Consider the following 22,165-nt stretch of genomic DNA (forward strand, 5'->3'; position numbering starts at 1 on the left):
CATTATTGATGCAACTAATTAGCTATTTGCTTGCGGACGCATAGCAGGGAATAAGATAACGTCACGGATAGTATGTGTATTCGTAAATAACATAGCTAAACGGTCGATACCAATACCTTGACCTGCTGTTGGTGGTAAACCGTGCTCTAGTGCTGTGATGTAATCTGCATCGTAATACATCGCTTCATCATCACCCGCATCTTTTGCATTAACTTGTGCTTTGAAACGCTCGTCTTGGTCTTGCGCATCGTTAAGCTCTGAGAAACCATTTGCAACTTCACGGCCACCGATGAAGAACTCAAAACGGTCAGTGAAGAATGGATTATCATCGCTACGACGTGCTAGTGGCGAAATATCAGCTGGGTAGCCAGTGATGAATGTAGGCTGAATCAGTTGTGGTTCAGCAGTTTCACCAAAGATCTCTTCCAGTAATTGACCACAAGTCCAGAATTTCTCTATCTTCATGTTCAGTGATTTAGCAATAGAAACCATCAACTCACGATCTTGAACACCTTCGTTAGTCAATGCCTGAATAACTTCATGCTCAGGGTTGTACTGTTTGATTGCATCTAGCATGCTAATACGTGTGTATTTGCCACCGAATTCAACAGTATCATCACCGTAAGGCATAGACGTAGCACCAAGTACTTCAACTGCCACTGTGCTTAGCATTTCTTCAGTGAAATCCATCAGGTCGTTATAGTCAGCGTAAGCTTGGTAGAATTCCATCATAGTGAATTCTGGATTGTGACGAGGTGATAGACCTTCGTTACGGAAGTTACGGTTAATTTCGAATACACGATCAAAACCACCAACCACTAAACGCTTAAGGTATAACTCAGGTGCCACACGTAGATACATTGCTTGATCAAGTGCGTTATGGTGCGTGATGAATGGACGTGCTGTTGCACCACCCGGGATCACATGCATCATTGGCGTTTCAACTTCCATGTAATCTTTTGATACCATGAAGTTACGGATAGCAGTTACCAGCTTAGAACGGACGATGAATGCATTACGCGATTCAGCATTTACGATCAGATCAACATAACGTTGACGGTAACGCATTTCTTGGTCAGTTAGACCGTGGAACTTTTCTGGTAATGGACGTAGTGCTTTAGTTAGTAGCACGTAGTCAGTCATTTCAACGTAAAGATCGCCTTTACCTGATTTGTTTAGTGCGCCAGTAATACCAACGATATCACCAATATCTAAACCACCAAGGTCAGCTTTTTGTGCTTTTTGCACGTCTTTCGATGCGTATGCTTGAATGCGACCAGATGTATCTTGGATAGCAAGGAAAGGACCACGTTTAGCCATGATACGACCCGCGATGCTTACCACATGCTGCATTTCGATCAGCTCTTCTTTTGACTTTTCGCCAAATTCAGCCTGTAAATCTGCCGACTTATGTTTTACACGGAAGTCATTAGGGTGGCCATTTGCTTTACAGTTTGTGCGGATATGATCTAGTTTCGCGCGACGTTCTGCAATCAGTTTGTTTTCATCTTGTAACTGTTCAGTCATTGTTTAACCCTATTTTTTTACAGGCCTGATTTCAGGCTGGCTTCAATAAATTTGTCTAAATCACCGTCTAAAACGGCTTGTGTGTTGCGTGTTTCAACACCTGTACGTAAATCTTTTACGCGTGAGTCATCCAGTACGTAAGAACGGATTTGACTACCCCAACCGATATCTGATTTAGCGTCTTCTGCGATTTGTTTTTCAGCGTTTTGTTTTTGCATTTCATATTCAAACAACTTCGCACGCATTTGTTTCATCGCCGCATCTTTGTTCTTGTGCTGAGAGCGATCATTCTGGCATTGTACAACAAGATTGGTTGGTAAGTGAGTAATACGTACCGCTGATTCTGTTGTATTTACGTGCTGACCACCAGCGCCTGAAGCACGGTATACATCAATACGTAAATCTGACGGATTTAAGTCAATTTCAATACTGTCATCAATCTCTGGATATACAAATACCGACGCAAATGATGTATGACGACGGCCACTTGAATCAAACGGCGATTTACGCACTAAACGGTGAACACCTGTTTCGGTACGTAACCAACCATAAGCATATTCACCGCCTAAACGGATAGTAGCACCTTTGATTCCTGCGACATCGCCAGCTGAGACTTCGATCAGCTCAACTTTAAATTTGTGTGCCTCACCCCATCGTAAGAACATACGCAATAGCATGTTTGCCCAATCTTGTGCTTCAGTACCACCGGAGCCAGATTGGATATCAAGATAACAATCATTTGCATCATGTTTGCCAGAAAACATACGACGAAACTCAAGTTTAGCGAGTTGTGCTTCTAAACCTAAAATTTCATGTTCTGCTTCAGCAAATGTTTCTTCGTCTTCAGCTTCAACTGCCAGTTCAACCAAACCTTCAACGTCATCACAACCCGTGTCGAGATCATCAATCGTCTTTACGATCAATTCTAATGACGCGCGTTCTTTACCTAATTCTTGGGCATATTTAGGATCACTCCATACTTCCGATGACTCTAATTCCGCAGATACCTCTTCTAGACGCTCTTTACTTGCATCGTAGTCAAAGGTACCCCCGAAGCAGCTCAGCACGTTCGCCTAGCTCCTTTAATTTATTCAGTACTGGATTTACTTCAAACATGATTCTGCTCTACTCTAGTTGTACTTAGCATGATGCATGCGAATATCGGTATGTTCATCAGCATTCTACTAAGTATATAGTTCTAACTATGGGATTTTATACAACAGCAAATTTTACCGAATTCACTCACGGATATACAGAGGAAGATTAAGAAAACAGCAAATTAATCGATAATATAAGAAAATAAATAGGAATAAATGGCGATAAATAAAAACGAGGGAAAATATGACGGCAGTAAAATAGCAAAAAGCCACACTACAGGAGCATGGCTTGAAAATAATGGCAACCAACGAGGTTAGCTGATTTGACTACATTGGTTATTATTTTCTGCCAATACTTGTAGAATGTCACCACGACGAATGATACCGACCAACTGGCGATCTTCAACAACAGGGTAAACACTCAAGTTATCTTTTGTCATGCTAATTGCAATATCAATAATACTGTCTTTTGGCGATACCCTAACGACACTTTTGGTCATCACATCGTTCACAATCGCAGGTTTATCACAGTGATAGCTACCACTAATAAGTGCTTGTAGGCAATCCGATTCAGAAACCAAACCAATCACTTCATTTGTCGAATTCACCACAGGCACGGCACTAATCTGATGTTTAGCAAACAAATCAACCACGGCGACCAGTGACGTACCACATGGAATACTCGGAGCTTTAATTTTCATTTCATTCATTACGCGTTGCATAGTCATGGTCTATATCCTTATCTTAAAGCAGGATTGCTGTAGAAGAAGAAATAACTATAACTGCAAACAACACATAGATAAAGACGATTAAATATAACACTTCAATTGCCAAAATCTATCAATTAGTATTTATAAATAAATGCTATTAGCGTAATGGCTGTAAATGCTCAACCATAAACTGCAAACTACGCTTACCACGGAACTCATTAACATCCAATTTATAGGCTAACTCGATCTTCTGTACCGAAGCATCAGGCCACACTTCTAAATCAACATTAAAAGCAATCGCATCCACCAGAGGTCCACCACTTTCAGGTTCCAACATCATTTTTAAATGTTTTTTACCCACAAGGCGTTGCTCACGTAATTTAAAAATACCATCAAAGATCGGCTCTGGGAACATCTGGCCCCAGGGTGCGGCTTCTTTGATTAGTTCTGCAGTTGGCAATGACAGTTGCTCACTCGGTAGTTCACCATCACTTAATACCACACCTGTTAACTGTTCTTCAGTTAATAGTTCCTGCACTAAGGCGTTAAACTGTTTCGCAAACTCATCATAACAATCAAGGCGTAAAGACAAACCAGCCGCCATCGCATGCCCACCGAATTTCAAGATCATACCCGGATTACGGGTATCAAGTAACTCTAAAACATCACGTAAATGCAAGCCAGGTATTGAACGTGCAGAACCTTTTATTTCCCCTTCGCCTGCATCAGCAAAAGCGATAACAGGGCGGTGAAAACGCTCTTTAATGCGAGATGCAACTAAACCAACCACACCTTGATGCCAATCATCTTGGAATAGACAAATCCCGTAAGGTACTTGTCCTGCATCAAAATCAACACTTTTTAAGATAACCAGTGCTTCTTGCTGCATCGAGTTCTCAATTTCTTTACGCTCTTCATTCAGGCTATCCAGTTCGCCAGCAAAACGACGTGCGTTATTAAGATCTTCACACAACAGCGTTGCTACGCCAACAGACATGTCATCTAAGCGCCCCGCTGCATTTAATCTTGGCCCTAATGCAAAACCGAGATCACTTGCGCAAAGCTGTGCTTGATTACGATTGGCAATTTCGATCAAGGCTTTAATGCCGGGCCGACATTTATCGGCGCGGATACGCTGTAGGCCTTGATGTACTAGAATACGGTTATTAGCATCTAATGGGACAACGTCGGCAACCGTACCCAGCGCAACAATGTCCAGCAGACAGGCTAAATTAGGTTCTGTTAAACCTTGCTTAGTAAACCAATCTTGTTCACGCAGTGCACTTCGTAATGCCAACATTACGTAAAAGGCAACCCCTACACCTGCAAGATTTTTGCTTGGAAATGTACAGCCGTGTTGATTGGGATTAACAATTGCATCGGCATCCGGTATTTCGTTACCCGGTAAATGGTGATCGGTCACGAGCACTTTAATGCCTAACGCTTTAGCGGCAGCAACACCCGCAATGCTGGAAATACCGTTATCCACGGTCATGATCAATTGCGCGCCATTGGCTGCAGCAAGATCAACAATTTCAGGACTTAAGCCATAACCAAATTCAAAGCGATTAGGTACTAAAAAATCAACATTACGATAGCCTAGCATTTTAAAACCAAGCATCGATAATGCGGTACTCGTTGCGCCATCGGCATCAAAATCACCAACAATGATAATACGTTGATTTTGTTCTAACGCGCTGACTAATAAATCACACGCGGCAGTCATACCTTTAAGCTGATTCGGACGTAATAAGTTTTTAGCGCCTTTCTCTAATTCTTGATCTGACTTCACACCACGACTGGCATAGATTTGGCGTAATAATGCAGGTACCGCTGCAGATATACCGTCACAGCCTACATTATCGCGACGTTTAATTTGTTTGTTCAAGATTTATCCATGTTTTTTAGCATATTTAGAAGCTTCGCAGCAGGCACATAACCAGGCTGCATTTTCCCGTTTTCCAAAACAATTGCAGGCGTACCCGTCACGCCTAAACGTCGACCAAGTTCATATTGTTGTGCAACTGTATTTGTACATACTTCAGGAATGATTTTACCACCTCGTTTGGCGTTGTTCATCGCTTGCGCACTGTCTTTGGCACACCAAATTGACGCCATATCTTGATAAGTCTTAGAGTTGATACCTCCACGTGGAAAGGCTAAATATTTTACACTAATGCCCAGCTGGTTTAGCTGTGCGACTTCGTTATGTAACTTACGACAGTAACCGCAGTTAATATCCGTGAATACCGTGATGCTGTACTTTTCATCTTCGGCAAGGTAATTAATGGTATCACCTGCGAATTCTTGTATTGCTTGCTGGCGTACTTTACCCATTGCTTGTTCGGTAAGATCCGTAACCCCGTTATCATTAACTTGGTAAAGAGTGCCTTGAATAAGGTTCGAAGCATCTGCATTCACATAGAAAATACCTTGATCGGTAGCGACTTCAAACAAACCTGCAATAGCACTGTCACTTACACTCGATACTTTAAAGTTAAGTTTTTCAGCTAATAAGCGTGAAATATCTTGGTGTTCTGCTGATAATACTACATTGGTAGATTGTTCAGTATGAGCCATCGGTGTAGTAATTAACGCCTGCTTAGGACTACCATCAATCCCAAGTATAAAACTCCCCACTAAACCTACAGCAACGGCTGTAATAATTACTTTCTTTAACATATGTTCTCCGCTCTTATTCTTAATGGATCTCTATACTCGATAAATTAACAGAATTAATTATTTATCACTAGCCTTAATCCTTGCTAATGCCGTGTCACCAACGTTATTACGCTCGAGGATGGTGCTCACTATGCAGCTGCTCTAATCGTGCTGTTGCCACATGCGTATAAATTTGTGTGGTTGATAAATCGCTATGACCAAGTAACATTTGTACGACACGTAGGTCGGCGCCATAGTTCAACAAATGGGTCGCAAACGCATGCCGCAAAGTGTGTGGTGATAAATGCGTCGTAATGCCTGCAACTTGCGAGTAATGTTTAAGACGATGCCAGAAGGTCTGCCTAGTCATAAAGTTTCCACGTCTGGAAGGAAACACCACATCGGACGTTAATCCTTTTAATAAGGTCGCGCGACCTTCGGCAATAAAGCGCTCGGTCCAATACACTGCTTCTTCACCCATAGGTACCAAGCGTTCCTTACCACCCTTACCCGTCACGCGTACTAACCCTTGGCGTAAGCTCACAGATTCCATGCTCAAGCCAACTAATTCCGATACGCGTAATCCTGTTGCATATAACAGTTCCATCATGGCTTTATCACGTAATTGGATCGGATCGTCCAATGTGGGTGCAGCCAATAATGCATCCACTTCCGCTTCTGATAAATCATCCGGTAAACGCTGCGGTAGTTTTGGGCTAATGAGTAAAGCCGTCGGATCATCATCGCGCATCTGCTCACGATAGAGATATTGATAGAAGCGACGGATCGCACTCAGCTGGCGTGCGGTACTACTGGCTTTGTAGCCCAAATCAAAACGACTGGCCATAAACGTCTGAATTTCAAGACTATCAACGGTTAATAATTGCTGCTTGTGTTGCGCTAACCAGTGATGATATTGGCTTAAATCATTACGATAAGAGGTCAGGGTATTATCTGATAATCCACGTTCATGCCACATAATATCTAAAAACTGTTCTATTATTTCAATCTTTTCCAAGCGAATACCCTATGCTGCTATTACGATTAAAAGTACAAGTACGATTACAATTGCCATCACTGTTTCACCAGTATAACAACACTGTATAAATAAACATGAATTATAGTACAATTATCTCATGTTACTATGCGTACCGATGAGCAACTGATCGCTCAGAACATGATTCACACATAGTATTTATTAACACATAGTATTTATTAACACATAGTATTTATTAACACATAGTATGATTAGCAACACTGTCTTTGGATGTAGATAATGAAAATCGGTTTATATTACGGCTCCACTACTTTTTATACCACTATAGCTGCGGAAAAGATCCAAGCTGAAATTGGTGCAGAACTTGTCGACTTACATGACATAAAAGACTCGGGTTTTACTGATATAGAAACCTATGACGTCGTTCTATTTGGTATTTCTACTTGGGATTATGGTGAACTTCAGGAAGACTGGGGTGATCTGTGGTCTGATATTGCAGGTATTAGCCTGGCGGGCAAAACCGTAGCGCTATTTGGTCTTGGCGATCAGGTCAACTATAGCGAATGGTTCCTGGATGCAATGGGGATGTTATTTGACGAGTTGCAGGGCAAAGGCATTCACTTCATCGGCCAGTGGCCAAATAAAGGCTACGAATTCGTTGCTTCAAAAGCATTAACAGAAGACGAGAGTCAATTCTTAGGCTTAGCACTCGATGAAGACAGCCAATACGATCTGACTGATGAACGCATTGCCACTTGGACTTTACAAGTACTCGAAGAAATTGAAGCCCATTATTCATAAGTAATCATAGGATAATGACCGTCAACAAGCATGTTATAACAACAAGTTAACACAATAAAAAAGGCCGTTACTATCCAAGATAGCAACGGCCTTTTTGTTATTTATTGACAAGCAATCACTATTTTATAGTTGAGCCTTTCATGTAATTGAAGAAATCACTCTCTGGTGAAACAACTAATACATCAGACTTATTGCTAAAGCTCTTAGAGTAAGCTTGTAGACTACGTAAGAAACCATAGAACTCGGCATCTTTGTTGTACGTATCAGCATAAATCTTCGCTGCGTCTGCATCACCTTTACCACGTAGTTCACGTGCTTGACGATTTGCATCAGCAAGCATTACGGTTACTTTCGCATCCACTTCTGCTTTTAAGATCTCAGCTTGTTCATAACCTTGCGAACGGTGTTCTTTCGCTACAGCATGACGCTCTGCACTCATACGTTGGAAGATACTGTTACTAACTTCCTCCGGTAGATTGATTTGCTTAATTCGTACGTCTTCAACCAGGATACCTAGCTCAGATGAACGTGCCATACGTTTCAATGCCGTTTCCATTACTTCGCCACGTTGGCCAGAAACGATATCTTTAATAGTACGGTTACCAATTTCATTACGTAGACCATTGGTAATTTTACGTTGTAATAAAGACTCTGCTTGTAAGAAGTTACCGCCATTCGTTGCAAGGTAAAACTTCTCAAAGTCTTCAATACGCCATTTCACATAAGAATCGATAATTAAATCTTTCTTTTCAGACGTAACGAAACGGTCAGCAAGACCATCAAGCGTTTGTAAGCGAGAGCTTAATACGCGAATTGAATCGATAAATGGTACTTTAAAGTTAAGACCCGGTAGATAAACCTTCGCTTCATCACCTGTTTTAAGTACTTTACCAAAACGAACTACTAGCGCACGTTCACCTTCGTTTACCACAAAGAAAGACGAGAAACCAAGTAATAGCACAAGTACTAAAATAACTGCTTTTAATTGATTCATAGCTTAGTTTCTCCCTGTGTTAAAACGATCAGGACGAACATTATTACTATTCGTATCTGGATACTGATAACGGTTATTTGATTTCGCTGGTTGTTGCGGTGCTGGTACTGTGTTTGCCGCACGAGTCGGTTTAGTATCAGCGGCATTAGCATTCATGATCTTATCTAATGGTAGATATAGCATGTTGCCAGTACCTTTAGTATCAACCACAACTTTCGTTGTATTTGAATAAACCGCTTCCATTGTTTCTAGATATAAACGTTGACGCGTTACTTCCGGTGCAAGCTGATACTGTGGCAATAGACTTTCGAAACGAGCTACTTCACCTTGTGCTTTTAACACAATTTGCTGTTGGTAAGCTTGTGCTTCTTGTTCAATACGCTTCACTTTACCACGTGCTGTTGGTTCAATTTCACGCGCATAAGCCTCGGCTTCACGGATATAACGTTGTTCATCTTCTTGTGCAGCAATCGCATCATCGAATGCATCTTTAACTGCTTCCGGTGGACGTGCAGACAAGAAGTTGACATCAACAAGTTCAATACCCATGTGATACTCATCGATGATAGCTTCAATGTTTTCACGGGTACTTTGACGTACAACTTCTCGACCCGTTGTGATCACATCATCCATTGTCGTATGACCGATAACGAAACGTAATGCACTGTCAATAGCTTGATGTAAGCTATCATCCGGATTTGTTACGCTAAATAGATATTCACGCGAATTAATAACGCGATATTGAATATCCATTTTTACGTCAACCACGTTTTCGTCTTTGGTTAACATTGAACCAGAAGCAGGCATAGAGCGAATGCTCTTAACGTCAACAGGGGTCACACGATCAACAAACGTCGGTAACCAAGATAAACCCGGTTCTACCGTTTTTGAATACTGACCTAAACGTAATACCACGCCACGTTCAGCTTCTTTGATCGTATAGAAACCACTGACCACCCAGATCACGGCAAGTACACCAAGCACCAGAGATACACCAACTTTATTAAAGTTAGCACCACCAGAGAACTTACCGCCTTTACCGCCACCAAACTTGCTGGTTAGCTTTTTAAATACTTCGTCAAGATCAGGGGGTCCCTGCTCTTTACCTTTTTGTCCCCAAGGGTCGCGATCTTTATTACCGCCATTTCCGGGCTCATTCCAAGCCATTTGCATCTCCATTACCAGATAGTTTCGGGAAAATATTAATGATATCAGCCTAGTGCTGAAGGATAAAATCTTCAATGTTATTACATTTGTATTTTTTCAAACGTTGCCAATCAATCATAGTCATTCTAATGTCGAGTAGCCAGTCACCATTTTCAGCAAACGCCTCATGCTCAATACAATCGAGATTATATAGATGGCTTACTACATTACCCTGCATTGCGGGTAACTGTAACTTGACCACTTTCATGGTACTTGCCAGTAACTCCGTTAATGCTTGATATAAAAACTCTGTACCTTCGCCTGACATTGCAGATAGCCATACATTAACCGGCTTACCCTCATCATCATAATCAATACGACAACGACCATCATCAAGCTTATCGACTTTGTTATATACCATTAAAACAGGCACTTCACCCGCATCAATTTCGGTTAATACCGAATTTACTTCTATAATATTACCGCGCATATTTTCATCTGCACAATCAATTACATGTAAAAGTAGATCCGCTTCTCGCGTTTCCGTCAATGTGGCCTTAAAAGCAGCGACCAAATCATGTGGTAAGTGACGAATAAAGCCAACTGTATCAGCTAAAACCACTTCACCAACATCAGCAACCGCAATACGGCGTAATGTTGGGTCTAACGTCGCAAACAATTGATCGGCAGCGTACACTTCAGAATCGGTTAAACGATTAAACAGCGTTGATTTACCTGCATTGGTATAACCTACTAACGAAATTGTCGGTATTTCACGACGCTTACGTGAGCGACGACCTTGATCACGCTTGGTTACCACTTTGTCTAAACGACGTAAAATACTGTCTATACGTACGCGTAATAAACGGCGATCCGTTTCAAGCTGAGTTTCACCTGGACCACGCATACCGATACCGCCTTTCTGACGTTCTAAATGCGTCCAACCACGAATTAATCGGGTCGACATGTGGCGCAGTTGCGCTAATTCAACTTGTAACTTACCTTCATGAGTTCGAGCACGTTGAGAGAATATATCTAAAATCAGGCCTGTACGGTCAACAACACGACATTCAATTAACGCTTCTAAGTTACGCTCTTGACGTGGTGCTAAGGCATGGTTAAAGATAACAATATCTGCTTGATAAAGCTTTACTGCTTCTGCAATTTCTTCTGCTTTACCTGAACCAACAAAATATTTAGGGTGTGGTCTTGAACGCGAACCTGTTACCACAGATAACGCGCCTACACCTGCAGAGGAAACCAGCATTTCTAATTCATGCAGATCTTCTCGGTTGCCCTCATCATTAAAGTTAACGTGCACTAATATGGCACGTTCACCTGCTTCATGGCGATCAAACAACTTCACGACTCCCTATGAGTATATGACTCACAAGATTTTTTAGTTTAAATTTCAAAGAATTATTTATCACTTTCACCGTCAGCTTGAATACCATGTTGTAACGGACGTGCCGGTACAACCGTTGAAATAGCATGTTTGTATACCATTTGACTCACGGTATTTTTTAGTAAAATAACAAATTGGTCAAATGATTCGATTTGGCCTTGTAGCTTAATACCGTTAACTAAATAAATTGCGACAGGAATCCGTTCGCGACGTAATGCATTCAAAAACGGGTCCTGTAATGATTGTCCCTTAGCCATCAATAGTTTCCTTTTAAAAATTAGATTTTTATTATAATGAAAAATATAACCGATAATTATCAGTATACAACTTAAAAATAGGCTCTAGCCAACTGATAATAAAACTTTTTCTAAATTGTCATCTGCTTTGGAGTCTAACCACGTTAGATCGTTCCAACTTTTTAACCACGTCATTTGACGCTTTGCCAGTTGTCTTGTTGCTACGACACCGCGAAACACCATCTCATCATGATCCATGTTGCCATCTAGGTATTCCCACATCTGGCGATAACCGACACAACGCATCGACGGTAAATCAAGATGCAGGTCATCACGTTGATACAAGGCTTGTACTTCCGCTTCAAAACCCGCCTCAATCATCAATTTAAAACGCCGTTCAATACGCTCGTGTAATACGGTTTTATCGGATGGTGCAATGGCAAATTGTGCTACGTCATAAGGTAGTGCTTCACCTTTTTGTTGGGTTAATTCAGTTAATGACTTACCCGTTAGTCGATAAACTTCAATCGCACGGCAAACGCGTTGTGCATCATTCTTATGTAAACGCGCTGCTGACTCAGGATCATACAAAGATAACTCTTGATGTAATGATTCCCAACCACGCAGTTTCGCTTCCGCTTCAATAGCCAGTCTAATTTCAGGCACCGATGTCGGTACTGGCGATAAACCTTCAAGTAGTACTTTAAAATAAAGCATAGTCCCGCCAACAAGTAGCGGTATTTTTCCTGCTTCTGTGATCGATTGCATATGTTTTAAAGCATCGGCACGAAAATCAGCGGCTGAATAACTCATTGCAGGATCAATAATATCAATCAAACGGTGTGGCGCTTGTGCAAGCTCTGCCGCTGTTGGTTTCGCACTGCCGATATCCATGTCTTTATATATTAATGCCGAATCGACACTGATAATTTCACACGGCAGCTGTTTTGTTAACTCAATAGCAAGATCCGTTTTACCTGACGCCGTAGGCCCCATTAAAAAGATAGCTTTCGGTAATGATTTAGTTTGCTGTTGAGTCACAGTTAAATCTCTCTATTACAGACATATAGTCAAGTTTCTCAAATAATTTAGAACGATATTGCTGTTGTACACAGTTATCTTGTTCTATAAATTGGCTATATATTTGAGTCGCTTGTTCCCAAGTAAATTTGGTCAATCCGTGACTACCTTGTATTGCAAGCCAATGGCACAAGGGGGCAACATCTGAGGCCGTAGCCTTTTCGGATAGATGGACTATCTGTTGCAATAACTCAGGTAACACAGCGGATAAATTCGCTTGGCGTAATTGTGCTGGCACCTTTCTAACGATAATGGTGGCGGCATTGCTATAATTCAACTCTAAACCCAAACGATTAAGCAAATTTTGCTGATTTTTTGCTGTTTCTACAAAGTTTTTATCTAATTTAATCGATATTGGTAATAACAAGGGTTGTGATATAACCCCTTGTTCCCATGTTGCCAATAATTGCATTTTACAATTTACCTGCCACATTGCCAGTACATCAGCGAGCAAAAGAACATCATCATCTTGTAATAATAAGTAATTATCTGCGACTAAACTGAGTAATTTAACTCGCGCTGTATGTTGCTCATTCGACTGAGTATGCGTCCCAACTTGACGCCCTTGATTAACATTTGTCGTCGCTGTATTTCGCGCGACTTGCTGCAGATCAGTTATTTCAGCCTTGCTGGGTTGTAACAAGTGATTGTATTGCTTGATAGCACCAGCTGAAGGTTTATCTGGCATATATTGACGCTGCTGACTATAACTCGACGATGTTGCACTTGTACTCCCCTGGCGCGTATCTGTAACGCCATAACCATGCTGCTTTTGCATCGGCATAACATCACTATATGCGGGGGTAACCGCGCTATCAACTATCCCGTTATGCACTACACCATGACCAGTACTCTCCTCGTTAGCGCTGGCATTGCTACTGCTGGTGATAGGTGCTTGTCCAGGATAACTAACCGCTTCCTGAACAGGTAACTCAGCCGTTGGTATTGATGGACTTACACCTTCAGTAATAGCTTTAAAAACACCTTGAAAGATAAAATCATGCACTAAACGCGCTTGATGAAAACGAACTTCATGTTTAGCCGGATGTACATTCACATCGACTTCACGTACAGACACTTCAATAAACAATACGTACGCTGGCGGCGCAGCAATACCAGTCGCTTCTTCATAAGCTTGACGTAATGCATGGTTGATAAGCTTATCTCGCATCATACGGCCATTAACATAACTGTATTGCACATCCATTGGCGCATTATCATGTGGTAAACCCACCCAGCCCCACAGTTTTATATCACTATGTTCGCAGTGCAATGCCATGCAGTTCGCCATAAAATTGGTACTAGTAATACTGGCAACACGACGTTCTTGTTGTTCGATGCTACTCGCGGGACGATAACTGCGGATCACTTTACCGTTATGTTTCAGTGTGATCTGTAAATCAAAGCGACTTAACGCAATACGTTTCACCAGCTCATCAATATGATTAAATTCTGTTTTATCCGTACGTAAAAATTTACGACGAGCAGGCGTATTAAAAAATAAATCGATCACTTCAACCGTAGTACCAATCGGGTGTGCCGCAGGTTTAATCTGAACCTGCATATCTCGGCCTTCTGCATAGGCTTGCCATGCTTCCGTTTGCGCCTTGGTTCGAGAGGTAAATGTAAGTCGAGAAACCGAACTGATACTTGCTAATGCTTCACCACGAAAGCCAAGACTATCAATCGATTCTAGATCATCTAACGTAGCAAGCTTACTCGTTGCATGGCGGCTTAATGCCAGACCAAGTTGGTCCTTCTCCACTCCGGTACCATTATCACGAAGTCGGATCAGTTTTGCGCCACCTTTCTCAATATCAATATCAATACGCGTCGCGCCAGCATCAATGCTGTTTTCAATAAGCTCTTTTACTACCGATGAAGGACGTTCAACCACTTCACCAGCAGCAATTTGGTTAGCTAATCTAGGTGGTAATATTTGAATTGTCATGACACACCTAACTCGTTGGGATTTTTAATTTTTGACCAATAAATATGGTACTTTTAGTTAAGTTATTTACTTGCTTAATGCGCGACTCTGTCGTCCCATAGCTGCGGGCAATAACAGAAAGTGAGTCACCTTTTTTAACCACGTGAATGCTATTTCGCATATAGGCCAAATACGTATCTTTTGGTGGCGAATTACGGAAATACAAGTAGCTACCTTGTGCAATCGCGTTCGCAATTTTATGCTGGTGACGGCTTGTCGTTAACTTTTTACCTTCTCGATAGTTGGTAACAAAACCAGTTTCCACTAATAACGACGGAATATCCAATGACTTCAATACAGCCAAGCTTTGCTCGTACGGTTTAGATTTATGCATATCAGTTACTTTCGCTAACTCATGATGAATTAATGACGCAATGTTATAACCAGCTCCTTGTGAATATTGCCTACCGAGGTCGAGAAACGTATATTGTAGGTCATCAGCACCGTTACTATTTTTAATTGCATCACCTACGCCACCTAACAGTCCGTTGACATTATCGTCACGTAACTTTTTCTTGAATTCATAATTCGCACGACCTTGCGATAAAATTAACGTTGATGCGCCCGATGGCTTTGATGAAGTAAAACCGTCAGCATGCACAGACACTAATAACTCCGCTTTATATTTACGCGCAATCGCAGAACGTTCGTTTAACGAAATATAACGATCGTCTTTGCGGATCAAAACGGCTTTAATGCCTTTCTTCTGGTTTAAAATTGCCACTGTTTTTTTCGCAATGGCTAAGGTAATGTCTTTTTCAACAAACTTTTTGAAACCGATAGATCCAGGGTCTTTACCACCATGTCCGGCATCTATCGCGATCACGACATCTCTTTTTGGATGCCTAACAACTGGTTTTTTAGTTATTTTTTTAACGACAACCGGACTTTTTTGTTTGATAACGGACTTTGCAGACTGTGTCGGCTTAACAGGTAAATCAATAACTAGTCTATTTCTGGCGGTTTTATTACCCGCGAGTTCAAAGAATCGATACTTGATTGGTTGAGCAAGATGAAAAATAATACGTAAATCGCTAGATTTAGCCGACTTGGTTTGTTCAACACGGATAATATTACTGCTTAACCTTGCTAGCTTACTCACATTAACCTTATTTCGCGTACCAGCAAAATCCACCACGATCTGTGTATTTTTATGACGGTCATAAAGGTTGAATAATGGTTTTTTCGCCAGGTCAAAAACAATTCTTGTTTTATCCGCATGCTCAACAATACGGATAGCATACACCGCATTAGCAGCATAACTTAATGGCATAAAGCACAAGTAAATGATGCTTAATAGTAAAATCCGTTTAAACATTATTATCCTATATTTATATTAGCTAATTTATTAACGAGTGTTGCGCCTAACTCACTCAGGCCTTCAACCACAACTTCACGCTGCTCTCCGACATAAGTCAGCGTAATTTGTAAATCCTCAGCAGGTAAGAAACCTTCACCGCGCTGCGGCCACTCAATTAAACACAGGCAATTATCATCGAAATAATCACGAATTCCCATGAATTCTAATTCTTCAGGATCCGCTAAACGATAGAGATCAAAATGATACACATTCCAATCAGCTAATTCATATGGTTCAACTAATGTATAAGTAGGGCTTTTAACATTCCCTTGATGACCCAATGCTTGCACAAAACCACGGGTTAATGTCGTTTTACCAGCGCCTAAATCACCATGTAAAAAAATGGTTGTTGCGCTATCGCATAAACGCGCAAGGCTAGCACCAAAAGCAACGGTTTCTGATTCATCAGCTAATAAAACTTTTACTGTATTTGTCATCTAATTTGAGTACCTTAAACATTAAAATAGAACGCTATATTGAGCAGTGCTACTACACTATCCCATATCTGTACAACAAGATCTGTCTTTCGTAAGACAGCCTCTTATAAAATGTACAGGTATGTAGATTCTACAAACTGTCGAGCCCAAAGAAAACCACAATATGATAAACTTTACCTCAATTTACTCATAGACAGATAATAAACCATGCCTCCAATAGACTATCAACAACTTACACAACAAATTAAAGTCTGGGGCGCAGAACTTGGTTTCCAACAAGTCGGTATTGCCGATACTGATTTATCAACCTACGAGCCACACTTTCAAACCTGGTTAGATAATGGCTATCATGCCGACATGGATTATATGTCGCGTTACGGAACCATGCGTACTCACCCTGAAGAACTCTACCCAGGCACCATTCGTGTGATCTCCGTGCGCATGGATTATCTACCACCCGACGCACTAATGGCGACGACCTTAAAACAAAAAGATAAAGGTTATATTAGTCGCTATGCGTTAGGTCGTGATTACCATAAAATCGTACGAAAACGCCTTAAACATTTAGGCCAAAAAATCAGTGAACATTGTGAAACACTCGATGCTCGTCCCTTCGTTGATACCGGCCCTTTACTCGAACGACCTTTGGCCGAAAAAGCCGGATTAGGCTGGACAGGTAAACATTCGCTGATCTTAAACAAGGAAGCAGGCTCATGGTTTTTCCTTGGCGAAATATTAATAAACCTACCATTACCCATTGATAAACCTATTGAAAATCAATGCGGCAAATGTACTGCGTGTTTACAAATTTGTCCAACACAAGCGATTGTCGAACCTTACACTGTTGATGCGAATCGTTGTATTTCTTACCTCACCATTGAACTATTTGGGGCGATACCAGAACAATATAGGTCTTTAATTGGTAATCGTATCTATGGTTGTGACGATTGCCAGTTGATCTGTCCGTGGAATCGATTTGCCGCAATTACCGGTGAGCAAGATTTTCACCCAAGATCAAATCTACACTCGCCAGAGCTGTTAACCCTGTATGCGTGGAATGAAGCCTATTTTCTTAAGCAGACTGAAGGCTCACCGATTCGTCGTATTGGTCATGAACGTTGGTTACGTAATATTTCAGTCGCATTGGGCAATGCAGCTTATTCCGCAGCAATTGTCGAAGCCTTAGAAGCTAAGTTTGCTGAAACAACAGAGATGGTGCAAGAACATATCACTTGGGCACTACAACAGCAGAAAGCCAAAGCAGATAATATTATTCCTGTATTACAAATAGATAAGATAAAAAATAAGTTAATCAGAATGGTTGAAAAAGCACTACCACGCGATGCATGATTAATAGCTAGCTAATAAATATAAAAAGCGTGTAGAGGAAATCCTCTACACGCTTTTTATTCACAATTTCAATTTACAGCTTACAAAAGGGTTAACGGTTATTTATCCGCTTTCTTAACAAGCTGCTCTGCTTCCCACGCTTTGGCTTTATGGATCAAGCCAGTGATGCTTGAGCCTTGCACCAAAATCGAGAACACGACAACCGAGTAAGTCATCACCAGAATAATTTCTCGTACATCGATATTTTTCTCTGGAATAACAAACACACCCGCAGGAATCGCCAGCGCCATCGCTAATGCTAAACCACCACGTAAGCCACCCCACGTCAGGATCTTAACGGATAATGGATTATAACTACGGAATCGATTGAAAAATAAATAAGAGAGTTTCACACTCAAATAACGTGCTAACAATACTAATGGAATAGCAAAAACCATCAAAATCCAATCTTCTTTATGGAAGCTAAACAATAACATAGCCATACCAATCAGCAAGAATAGAATGCCATTTAAGAATTCATCTACCAACTCCCAAAAGTGATCCAAATGATATTCACTTTCTGGCGAAAAGCCTTTTTGACGCGTCCAGTTACCAATCATAATACCGGCAACAACCATCGCCAACGGACCAGAAACATCGATCACATCTGCAAATACATAACCCGCAGTAGGGATAGCAATGGTCAGTAATAATTCCATTGAGTGATCATTCGTTGAACTAATTAAATAATGGAATACTAAACCAAGCACAAGCCCATAAATAATGCCACCAATCGCTTCATGCAAGAATAGTTGAGTCACACTGCTTACTGTTGGCGCTTCAGAGCCAAATGCCACCGTAAATAGCGTCATAAAGATCACTAAACCAAAACCATCATTAAATAATGACTCACCTTCGATTTGCGTTGAAATACGCTGTGGAGCGTCCAGGTTCTTAACAATAGCCAGAACAGCAATCGGATCCGTAGGAGAAATTAGCGCACCAAAAAGTAGACAGTAAATTAAGTCCAATGGGATCCCAACTAACTGACAAAATCCCCATAACACCCCACCAACAAAGCCCGTTGAGAATAAAGTGGCAATAAGCGCTAAGACTGTAATTTCCCATTTCTGATCTTTCATGTTTGCCAATTTAATGCCTAAACCGCCAGCAAACAATAGGAAACCTAGGATACCTTTTAATAAGAAGCTTTCGAAGTTGATACTATTTAATTGCTCTGTTGCGATTGCCTCTAAATGAAACCAGCCGCTTTGGCCTGCAATCACAATACCTAAAGACAGTATTATTGATCCGGCTGTTATCGCAATTGTTGTTTGCATTTTGCCAATTTTGCTATTAATAAATGCAATGAAAATGGCAATTGCTGCGAGAAAACATAAGGTACCGTACACCGACATGCTACACCTCTAATGGAAGTAAATTTGATAAGATTGACTGAAGATTATTTTTACGAGCTACACAATGTTCTTGTTAAGGGTAAAAATCAAGTTCTTTCAGCAATATAAGCAGCAACAATATAGAATAGAGCTTCAGGTCTAAAAAAACACCTATAATTAGGTACCTGAATTAACCCGTAAATTATTTTATATAATAAATAGTGATAGATAACAATAAGAAATAAGAAATATGACATATGGCATATGGCATATGGCATATGGCAAGTTAACGTCTTTTCGGTACCCAAGCCCAAATAAATTCAGCATTGATCGGCTCATTACCTTCACTGTCCGTGATAACAACAGGTACCGAGATATCACCTTTCTCTGTTTCACGAATATAATTTATTTGCTCATCACTTAATGTTGCCACAGCAGTAAGATCACCCGCAGCACGACGAACATAATCAATATTCATATTTTTTAATAATGGAATACGATTGTCAGGTACATGCATACCAATTAAAAAACCCGTCGCGGACTCGCCAAGTAACGCCATTGCAGCGGCATGAACACCACCAATATGATTCTGAACGCGCTTACGGTTCTTCAAACTAAGTTTAGAACCAGAAAAGTCTAATTTTTCGACACGTACTTTTGACGTACCAGCAAATTTAATTACTTTTCCAAAGACCAACGACAACACAGGCGCGTGGCAAGATTTTGGAAGTAACGTTACTTTTTTAACGATTTTACTGAGTTTATTATCGGCTTTCATGTCAATCCTCGACGTTATCATTGGTTCCAGAACGAATACTTAGTTAAATTCCTGCACTAAGTGACCGACAACTATAACATTTAATTCATAAGTGCAATTGGTCTAAATGACATAGAATAAAATTAGCAGCGATAGATTTGTAGATTTGTAGATTTGTAGATTTGTAGATTTGTAGATTTGTAGATTTGTAGATTTGTAGATTTAAAAATTAATGAACTAAGAAGTAAAATAAAGAAAGATAGTATAAGAGGATATATAAAGAAAAGAAATTGGAGCGGTACAAGAGGCTCGAACTCTTGACCTCAACCTTGGCAAGGTTGCGCTCTACCAACTGAGCTAGTACCGCTTCGGTCTGATTTAAAGTTTCAGGGGAACTGTATCTGTCTAATCATTGGCATGAAAAGAGAGATTGGAGCGGTACAAGAGGCTCGAACTCTTGACCTCAACCTTGGCAAGGTTGCGCTCTACCAACTGAGCTAGTACCGCTTCGGTCTGATTTAAAGTTTCAGGAACTATATCTATCTAATCATTGGTGTGAAAAGAGAGATTGGAGCGGTACAAGAGGCTCGAACTCTTGACCTCAACCTTGGCAAGGTTGCGCTCTACCAACTGAGCTAGTACCGCTTCGTTTTGATTTATAGTTTCTCAACTTATTTTCTCATCATTGGTGTGATAAGAAAATTGGAGCGGTACAAGAGGCTCGAACTCTTGACCTCAACCTTGGCAAGGTTGCGCTCTACCAACTGAGCTAGTACCGCTTCGTTTTGATTTATAGTTTCTCAACTTATTTTCTCATCATTGGTGTGATAAGAAAATTGGAGCGGTACAAGAGGCTCGAACTCTTGACCTCAACCTTGGCAAGGTTGCGCTCTACCAACTGAGCTAGTACCGCTTCATTTTGATTTATAGTTTCTCAACTTATTTCCTCATCATTGGTGTGATAAGAAAATTGGAGCGGTACAAGAGGCTCGAACTCTTGACCTCAACCTTGGCAAGGTTGCGCTCTACCAACTGAGCTAGTACCGCTTCATTTTGATTTATAGTTTCTCAACTTATTTCCTCATCATTGGTGTGATAAGAAAATTGGAGCGGTACAAGAGGCTCGAACTCTTGACCTCAACCTTGGCAAGGTTGCGCTCTACCAACTGAGCTAGTACCGCTTCATTTTGATTTATAGTTTCTCAACTTATTTCCTCATCATTGGTGTGATAAGAAAATTGGAGCGGTACAAGAGGCTCGAACTCTTGACCTCAACCTTGGCAAGGTTGCGCTCTACCAACTGAGCTAGTACCGCTTTGGTATTCTATTTGGTATTCTAAGAAAAGATTGGAGCGGTACAAGAGGCTCGAACTCTTGACCTCAACCTTGGCAAGGTTGCGCTCTACCAACTGAGCTAGTACCGCATCTCATCTTAGGTGCCGAATTATATAGAACCGACTGGTTTTTGCAAGCATAGACCAAAGCTTTATTATAAAAAAACCTGATATTGCCGAATGTTTCGACTATGAGGTCGTAAATTTATCCAACCAGTCGTTTCACTGCTTAAATTTTAAACATATGTTGACGATAATGCTGTAATTCACCGATTGATTCACGAATATCATCCAATGCTAAATGCAAACCTTCTTTATGGAAACTCGATACAATCTCAGGGCACCAACGACGACCTAATTCTTTAATCGTACTTACATCCACATTACGGTAATGGAAGTAATCATTTAAGTCCGTCATATATTTCACTAAGAAACGACGGTCTTGGCCAATGCTGTTACCACATAATGGTGATTTACCCGCCGGTACCCACTGATATAAGAATGCTAATGTTTGCTCAACAGCCTCTTTTTCAGTGACTTTACTTGCTAATACACGTTCAACAAGACCTGAATTAGTATGGTGAGTTGTACACCACTCATCCATCTTATCAAGTTCCGCTTTATCTTGATGAATAGCGAGTACAGGTCCTTCTGCAAGAATATTTAATTCACTATCAGTGACGATAGTAGCAATCTCAATGATCAGACATTTTTCTGGATCAAGCCCGGTCATTTCTAGGTCAATCCAAACTAAATTATTTTCATTAAATTGCGCTGCTTTGTCGGCAAGTTGCATAGAGGGGATCCTAATAGTTGTCGTTTAATCGTATATTTAAGGTTATTATACTCAATCGACCTCGAAATGCGATGTTCAGCAACAGCTGTACTACAATACGCTTGTTACAAC

General features: G+C 40.8%; 19 protein-coding genes and 9 tRNA genes. 2 read left to right on the top strand and 26 right to left on the bottom strand.

The features are described 5' to 3' along the window. Positions 1–18: 18 nt before the first annotated feature. The 6 genes from lysS to xerD all read right to left on the bottom strand — a co-directional run bounded on the left by lysS (position 19) and on the right by xerD (position 7,013). Positions 19–1,527: a lysine--tRNA ligase gene (gene lysS / locus HWV02_RS20430; RefSeq protein ID WP_211673202.1), complete on the bottom strand. Its 1,509-nt coding sequence runs from the start codon at positions 1,525–1,527 to the stop codon at positions 19–21. A 17-nt stretch (positions 1,528–1,544) separates the two neighbouring features. After that, positions 1,545–2,643, bottom strand: a protein-coding gene (prfB, locus tag HWV02_RS20435; RefSeq protein WP_211677661.1) for a peptide chain release factor 2 whose coding sequence is annotated in 2 segments (ribosomal slippage) — positions 1,545–2,567 and positions 2,569–2,643 — 1,098 coding nt in all. Because the reading frame shifts where the segments join, the coding sequence is not laid out codon by codon here. Positions 2,644–2,938: 295 nt separating this feature from the next. Beyond that, on the bottom strand, positions 2,939–3,352 hold the full coding sequence (locus HWV02_RS20440; protein WP_211677666.1) for a CBS domain-containing protein: 414 nt from the start codon (positions 3,350–3,352) through the stop codon (positions 2,939–2,941). A gap of 139 nt (positions 3,353–3,491) precedes the next feature. Beyond that, entirely contained in the window at positions 3,492–5,222 is a 1,731-nt protein-coding gene (gene recJ / locus HWV02_RS20445) for a single-stranded-DNA-specific exonuclease RecJ (protein WP_211677667.1), read from the bottom strand. Then, positions 5,219–6,016: a bifunctional protein-disulfide isomerase/oxidoreductase DsbC gene (gene dsbC, locus HWV02_RS20450; RefSeq protein ID WP_211677668.1), complete on the bottom strand. Its 798-nt coding sequence runs from the start codon at positions 6,014–6,016 to the stop codon at positions 5,219–5,221. The genes recJ and dsbC overlap by 4 nt, the downstream gene beginning before the upstream one ends. Before the next feature lie 106 nt (positions 6,017–6,122). Then, positions 6,123–7,013, bottom strand: a complete 891-nt coding sequence (gene xerD, locus HWV02_RS20455; protein WP_211677669.1) for a site-specific tyrosine recombinase XerD — start codon at positions 7,011–7,013, stop codon at positions 6,123–6,125. Positions 7,014–7,271: 258 nt separating this feature from the next. Here xerD and fldB point away from each other — a divergent pair, with 258 nt between their 5' ends. Beyond that, entirely contained in the window at positions 7,272–7,793 is a 522-nt protein-coding gene (fldB, locus tag HWV02_RS20460; RefSeq protein ID WP_211677670.1) for a flavodoxin FldB, read from the top strand. A gap of 118 nt (positions 7,794–7,911) precedes the next feature. Here the strand turns inward: fldB and hflC are convergent, their stop codons facing one another. From hflC to tsaE, 8 genes are all read right to left on the bottom strand, one after another. Next, positions 7,912–8,787 carry a protease modulator HflC gene (hflC, locus tag HWV02_RS20465; protein WP_211689244.1) on the bottom strand — a complete coding sequence of 292 codons (876 nt, stop codon included), beginning with the start codon at positions 8,785–8,787 and terminating at the stop codon, positions 7,912–7,914. A gap of 3 nt (positions 8,788–8,790) precedes the next feature. After that, a complete protein-coding gene (hflK, locus tag HWV02_RS20470) occupies positions 8,791–9,954 on the bottom strand; it encodes an FtsH protease activity modulator HflK (RefSeq protein WP_211689245.1) in 1,164 nt (387 codons plus the stop codon). Positions 9,955–10,003: 49 nt separating this feature from the next. Next, the gene (gene hflX / locus HWV02_RS20475; protein WP_211677673.1) at positions 10,004–11,293 is read right to left on the bottom strand and encodes a ribosome rescue GTPase HflX; all 1,290 of its coding nucleotides are present in this window, start codon (positions 11,291–11,293) and stop codon (positions 10,004–10,006) included. A gap of 59 nt (positions 11,294–11,352) precedes the next feature. Continuing rightward, positions 11,353–11,595, bottom strand: coding sequence for an RNA chaperone Hfq (hfq, locus tag HWV02_RS20480; RefSeq protein WP_211673211.1), 243 nt, complete (start codon positions 11,593–11,595; stop codon positions 11,353–11,355). Between the two features lie 84 nt (positions 11,596–11,679). Next, a complete protein-coding gene (gene miaA / locus HWV02_RS20485; RefSeq protein ID WP_211689246.1) occupies positions 11,680–12,615 on the bottom strand; it encodes a tRNA (adenosine(37)-N6)-dimethylallyltransferase MiaA in 936 nt (311 codons plus the stop codon). Further along, complete coding sequence (gene mutL, locus HWV02_RS20490) at positions 12,596–14,605, bottom strand: DNA mismatch repair endonuclease MutL (RefSeq protein ID WP_211689247.1); 2,010 nt, start codon at positions 14,603–14,605, stop codon at positions 12,596–12,598. Before mutL ends, miaA begins: the two co-directional genes overlap by 20 nt. Before the next feature lie 7 nt (positions 14,606–14,612). After that, entirely contained in the window at positions 14,613–15,962 is a 1,350-nt protein-coding gene (locus HWV02_RS20495) for an N-acetylmuramoyl-L-alanine amidase (protein ID WP_211677676.1), read from the bottom strand. 2 nt (positions 15,963–15,964) lie between these two features. Beyond that, positions 15,965–16,441 (bottom strand): tRNA (adenosine(37)-N6)-threonylcarbamoyltransferase complex ATPase subunit type 1 TsaE, encoded by a 477-nt coding sequence (tsaE, locus tag HWV02_RS20500; protein WP_067041790.1) that lies wholly within the window; start codon positions 16,439–16,441, stop codon positions 15,965–15,967. 207 nt (positions 16,442–16,648) lie between these two features. Here tsaE and queG point away from each other — a divergent pair, with 207 nt between their 5' ends. Further along, the gene (gene queG, locus HWV02_RS20505; protein WP_211677677.1) at positions 16,649–17,791 is read left to right on the top strand and encodes a tRNA epoxyqueuosine(34) reductase QueG; all 1,143 of its coding nucleotides are present in this window, start codon (positions 16,649–16,651) and stop codon (positions 17,789–17,791) included. A gap of 98 nt (positions 17,792–17,889) precedes the next feature. On the opposite strand, the gene HWV02_RS20510 is transcribed toward queG, so the two are convergent. From HWV02_RS20510 to orn, 12 genes are all read right to left on the bottom strand, one after another. Next, positions 17,890–19,188, bottom strand: coding sequence for a sodium:proton antiporter (locus tag HWV02_RS20510; RefSeq protein WP_211677678.1), 1,299 nt, complete (start codon positions 19,186–19,188; stop codon positions 17,890–17,892). Positions 19,189–19,453: 265 nt separating this feature from the next. Further along, positions 19,454–19,945 carry a DUF4442 domain-containing protein gene (locus HWV02_RS20515; RefSeq protein WP_211677679.1) on the bottom strand — a complete coding sequence of 164 codons (492 nt, stop codon included), beginning with the start codon at positions 19,943–19,945 and terminating at the stop codon, positions 19,454–19,456. Positions 19,946–20,215: 270 nt separating this feature from the next. Further along, a tRNA-Gly gene (locus tag HWV02_RS20520) sits at positions 20,216–20,291 on the bottom strand. A 64-nt stretch (positions 20,292–20,355) separates the two neighbouring features. Then, positions 20,356–20,431: transfer RNA gene (locus tag HWV02_RS20525), tRNA-Gly, on the bottom strand. Between the two features lie 62 nt (positions 20,432–20,493). Beyond that, a tRNA-Gly gene (locus HWV02_RS20530) sits at positions 20,494–20,569 on the bottom strand. A gap of 58 nt (positions 20,570–20,627) precedes the next feature. Then, positions 20,628–20,703 (bottom strand) — tRNA-Gly (locus tag HWV02_RS20535). Between the two features lie 58 nt (positions 20,704–20,761). Continuing rightward, positions 20,762–20,837 (bottom strand) — tRNA-Gly (locus HWV02_RS20540). A 58-nt stretch (positions 20,838–20,895) separates the two neighbouring features. Beyond that, positions 20,896–20,971 (bottom strand) — tRNA-Gly (locus HWV02_RS20545). 58 nt (positions 20,972–21,029) lie between these two features. Beyond that, positions 21,030–21,105, bottom strand: a tRNA-Gly gene (locus HWV02_RS20550). 58 nt (positions 21,106–21,163) lie between these two features. Continuing rightward, positions 21,164–21,239 (bottom strand) — tRNA-Gly (locus HWV02_RS20555). A 33-nt stretch (positions 21,240–21,272) separates the two neighbouring features. After that, positions 21,273–21,348: transfer RNA gene (locus HWV02_RS20560), tRNA-Gly, on the bottom strand. Positions 21,349–21,487: 139 nt separating this feature from the next. Next, positions 21,488–22,054 carry an oligoribonuclease gene (gene orn, locus HWV02_RS20565; RefSeq protein ID WP_211677680.1) on the bottom strand — a complete coding sequence of 189 codons (567 nt, stop codon included), beginning with the start codon at positions 22,052–22,054 and terminating at the stop codon, positions 21,488–21,490. Between the last annotated feature and the right edge of the window lie 111 nt (positions 22,055–22,165).

Source organism: Moritella sp. 28 (assembly GCF_018219435.1).
Taxonomy (GTDB): domain Bacteria; phylum Pseudomonadota; class Gammaproteobacteria; order Enterobacterales; family Moritellaceae; genus Moritella.

Coding starts and splice junctions, on each gene's coding strand:
- orn (WP_211677680.1), bottom strand. CDS start 22,054: ATGCAACTTGCCGACAAAGCAGCGCAATTTAATGAAAATAATTTAGTT.
- mutL (WP_211689247.1), bottom strand. CDS start 14,605: ATGACAATTCAAATATTACCACCTAGATTAGCTAACCAAATTGCTGCT.
- hfq (WP_211673211.1), bottom strand. CDS start 11,595: ATGGCTAAGGGACAATCATTACAGGACCCGTTTTTGAATGCATTACGT.
- dsbC (WP_211677668.1), bottom strand. CDS start 6,016: ATGTTAAAGAAAGTAATTATTACAGCCGTTGCTGTAGGTTTAGTGGGG.
- lysS (WP_211673202.1), bottom strand. CDS start 1,527: ATGACTGAACAGTTACAAGATGAAAACAAACTGATTGCAGAACGTCGC.
- tsaE (WP_067041790.1), bottom strand. CDS start 16,441: ATGACAAATACAGTAAAAGTTTTATTAGCTGATGAATCAGAAACCGTT.
- HWV02_RS20495 (WP_211677676.1), bottom strand. CDS start 15,962: ATGTTTAAACGGATTTTACTATTAAGCATCATTTACTTGTGCTTTATG.
- HWV02_RS20510 (WP_211677678.1), bottom strand. CDS start 19,188: ATGTCGGTGTACGGTACCTTATGTTTTCTCGCAGCAATTGCCATTTTC.
- queG (WP_211677677.1), top strand. CDS start 16,649: ATGCCTCCAATAGACTATCAACAACTTACACAACAAATTAAAGTCTGG.
- hflC (WP_211689244.1), bottom strand. CDS start 8,787: ATGAATCAATTAAAAGCAGTTATTTTAGTACTTGTGCTATTACTTGGT.
- hflK (WP_211689245.1), bottom strand. CDS start 9,954: ATGGCTTGGAATGAGCCCGGAAATGGCGGTAATAAAGATCGCGACCCT.
- HWV02_RS20515 (WP_211677679.1), bottom strand. CDS start 19,945: ATGAAAGCCGATAATAAACTCAGTAAAATCGTTAAAAAAGTAACGTTA.
- fldB (WP_211677670.1), top strand. CDS start 7,272: ATGAAAATCGGTTTATATTACGGCTCCACTACTTTTTATACCACTATA.
- HWV02_RS20440 (WP_211677666.1), bottom strand. CDS start 3,352: ATGACTATGCAACGCGTAATGAATGAAATGAAAATTAAAGCTCCGAGT.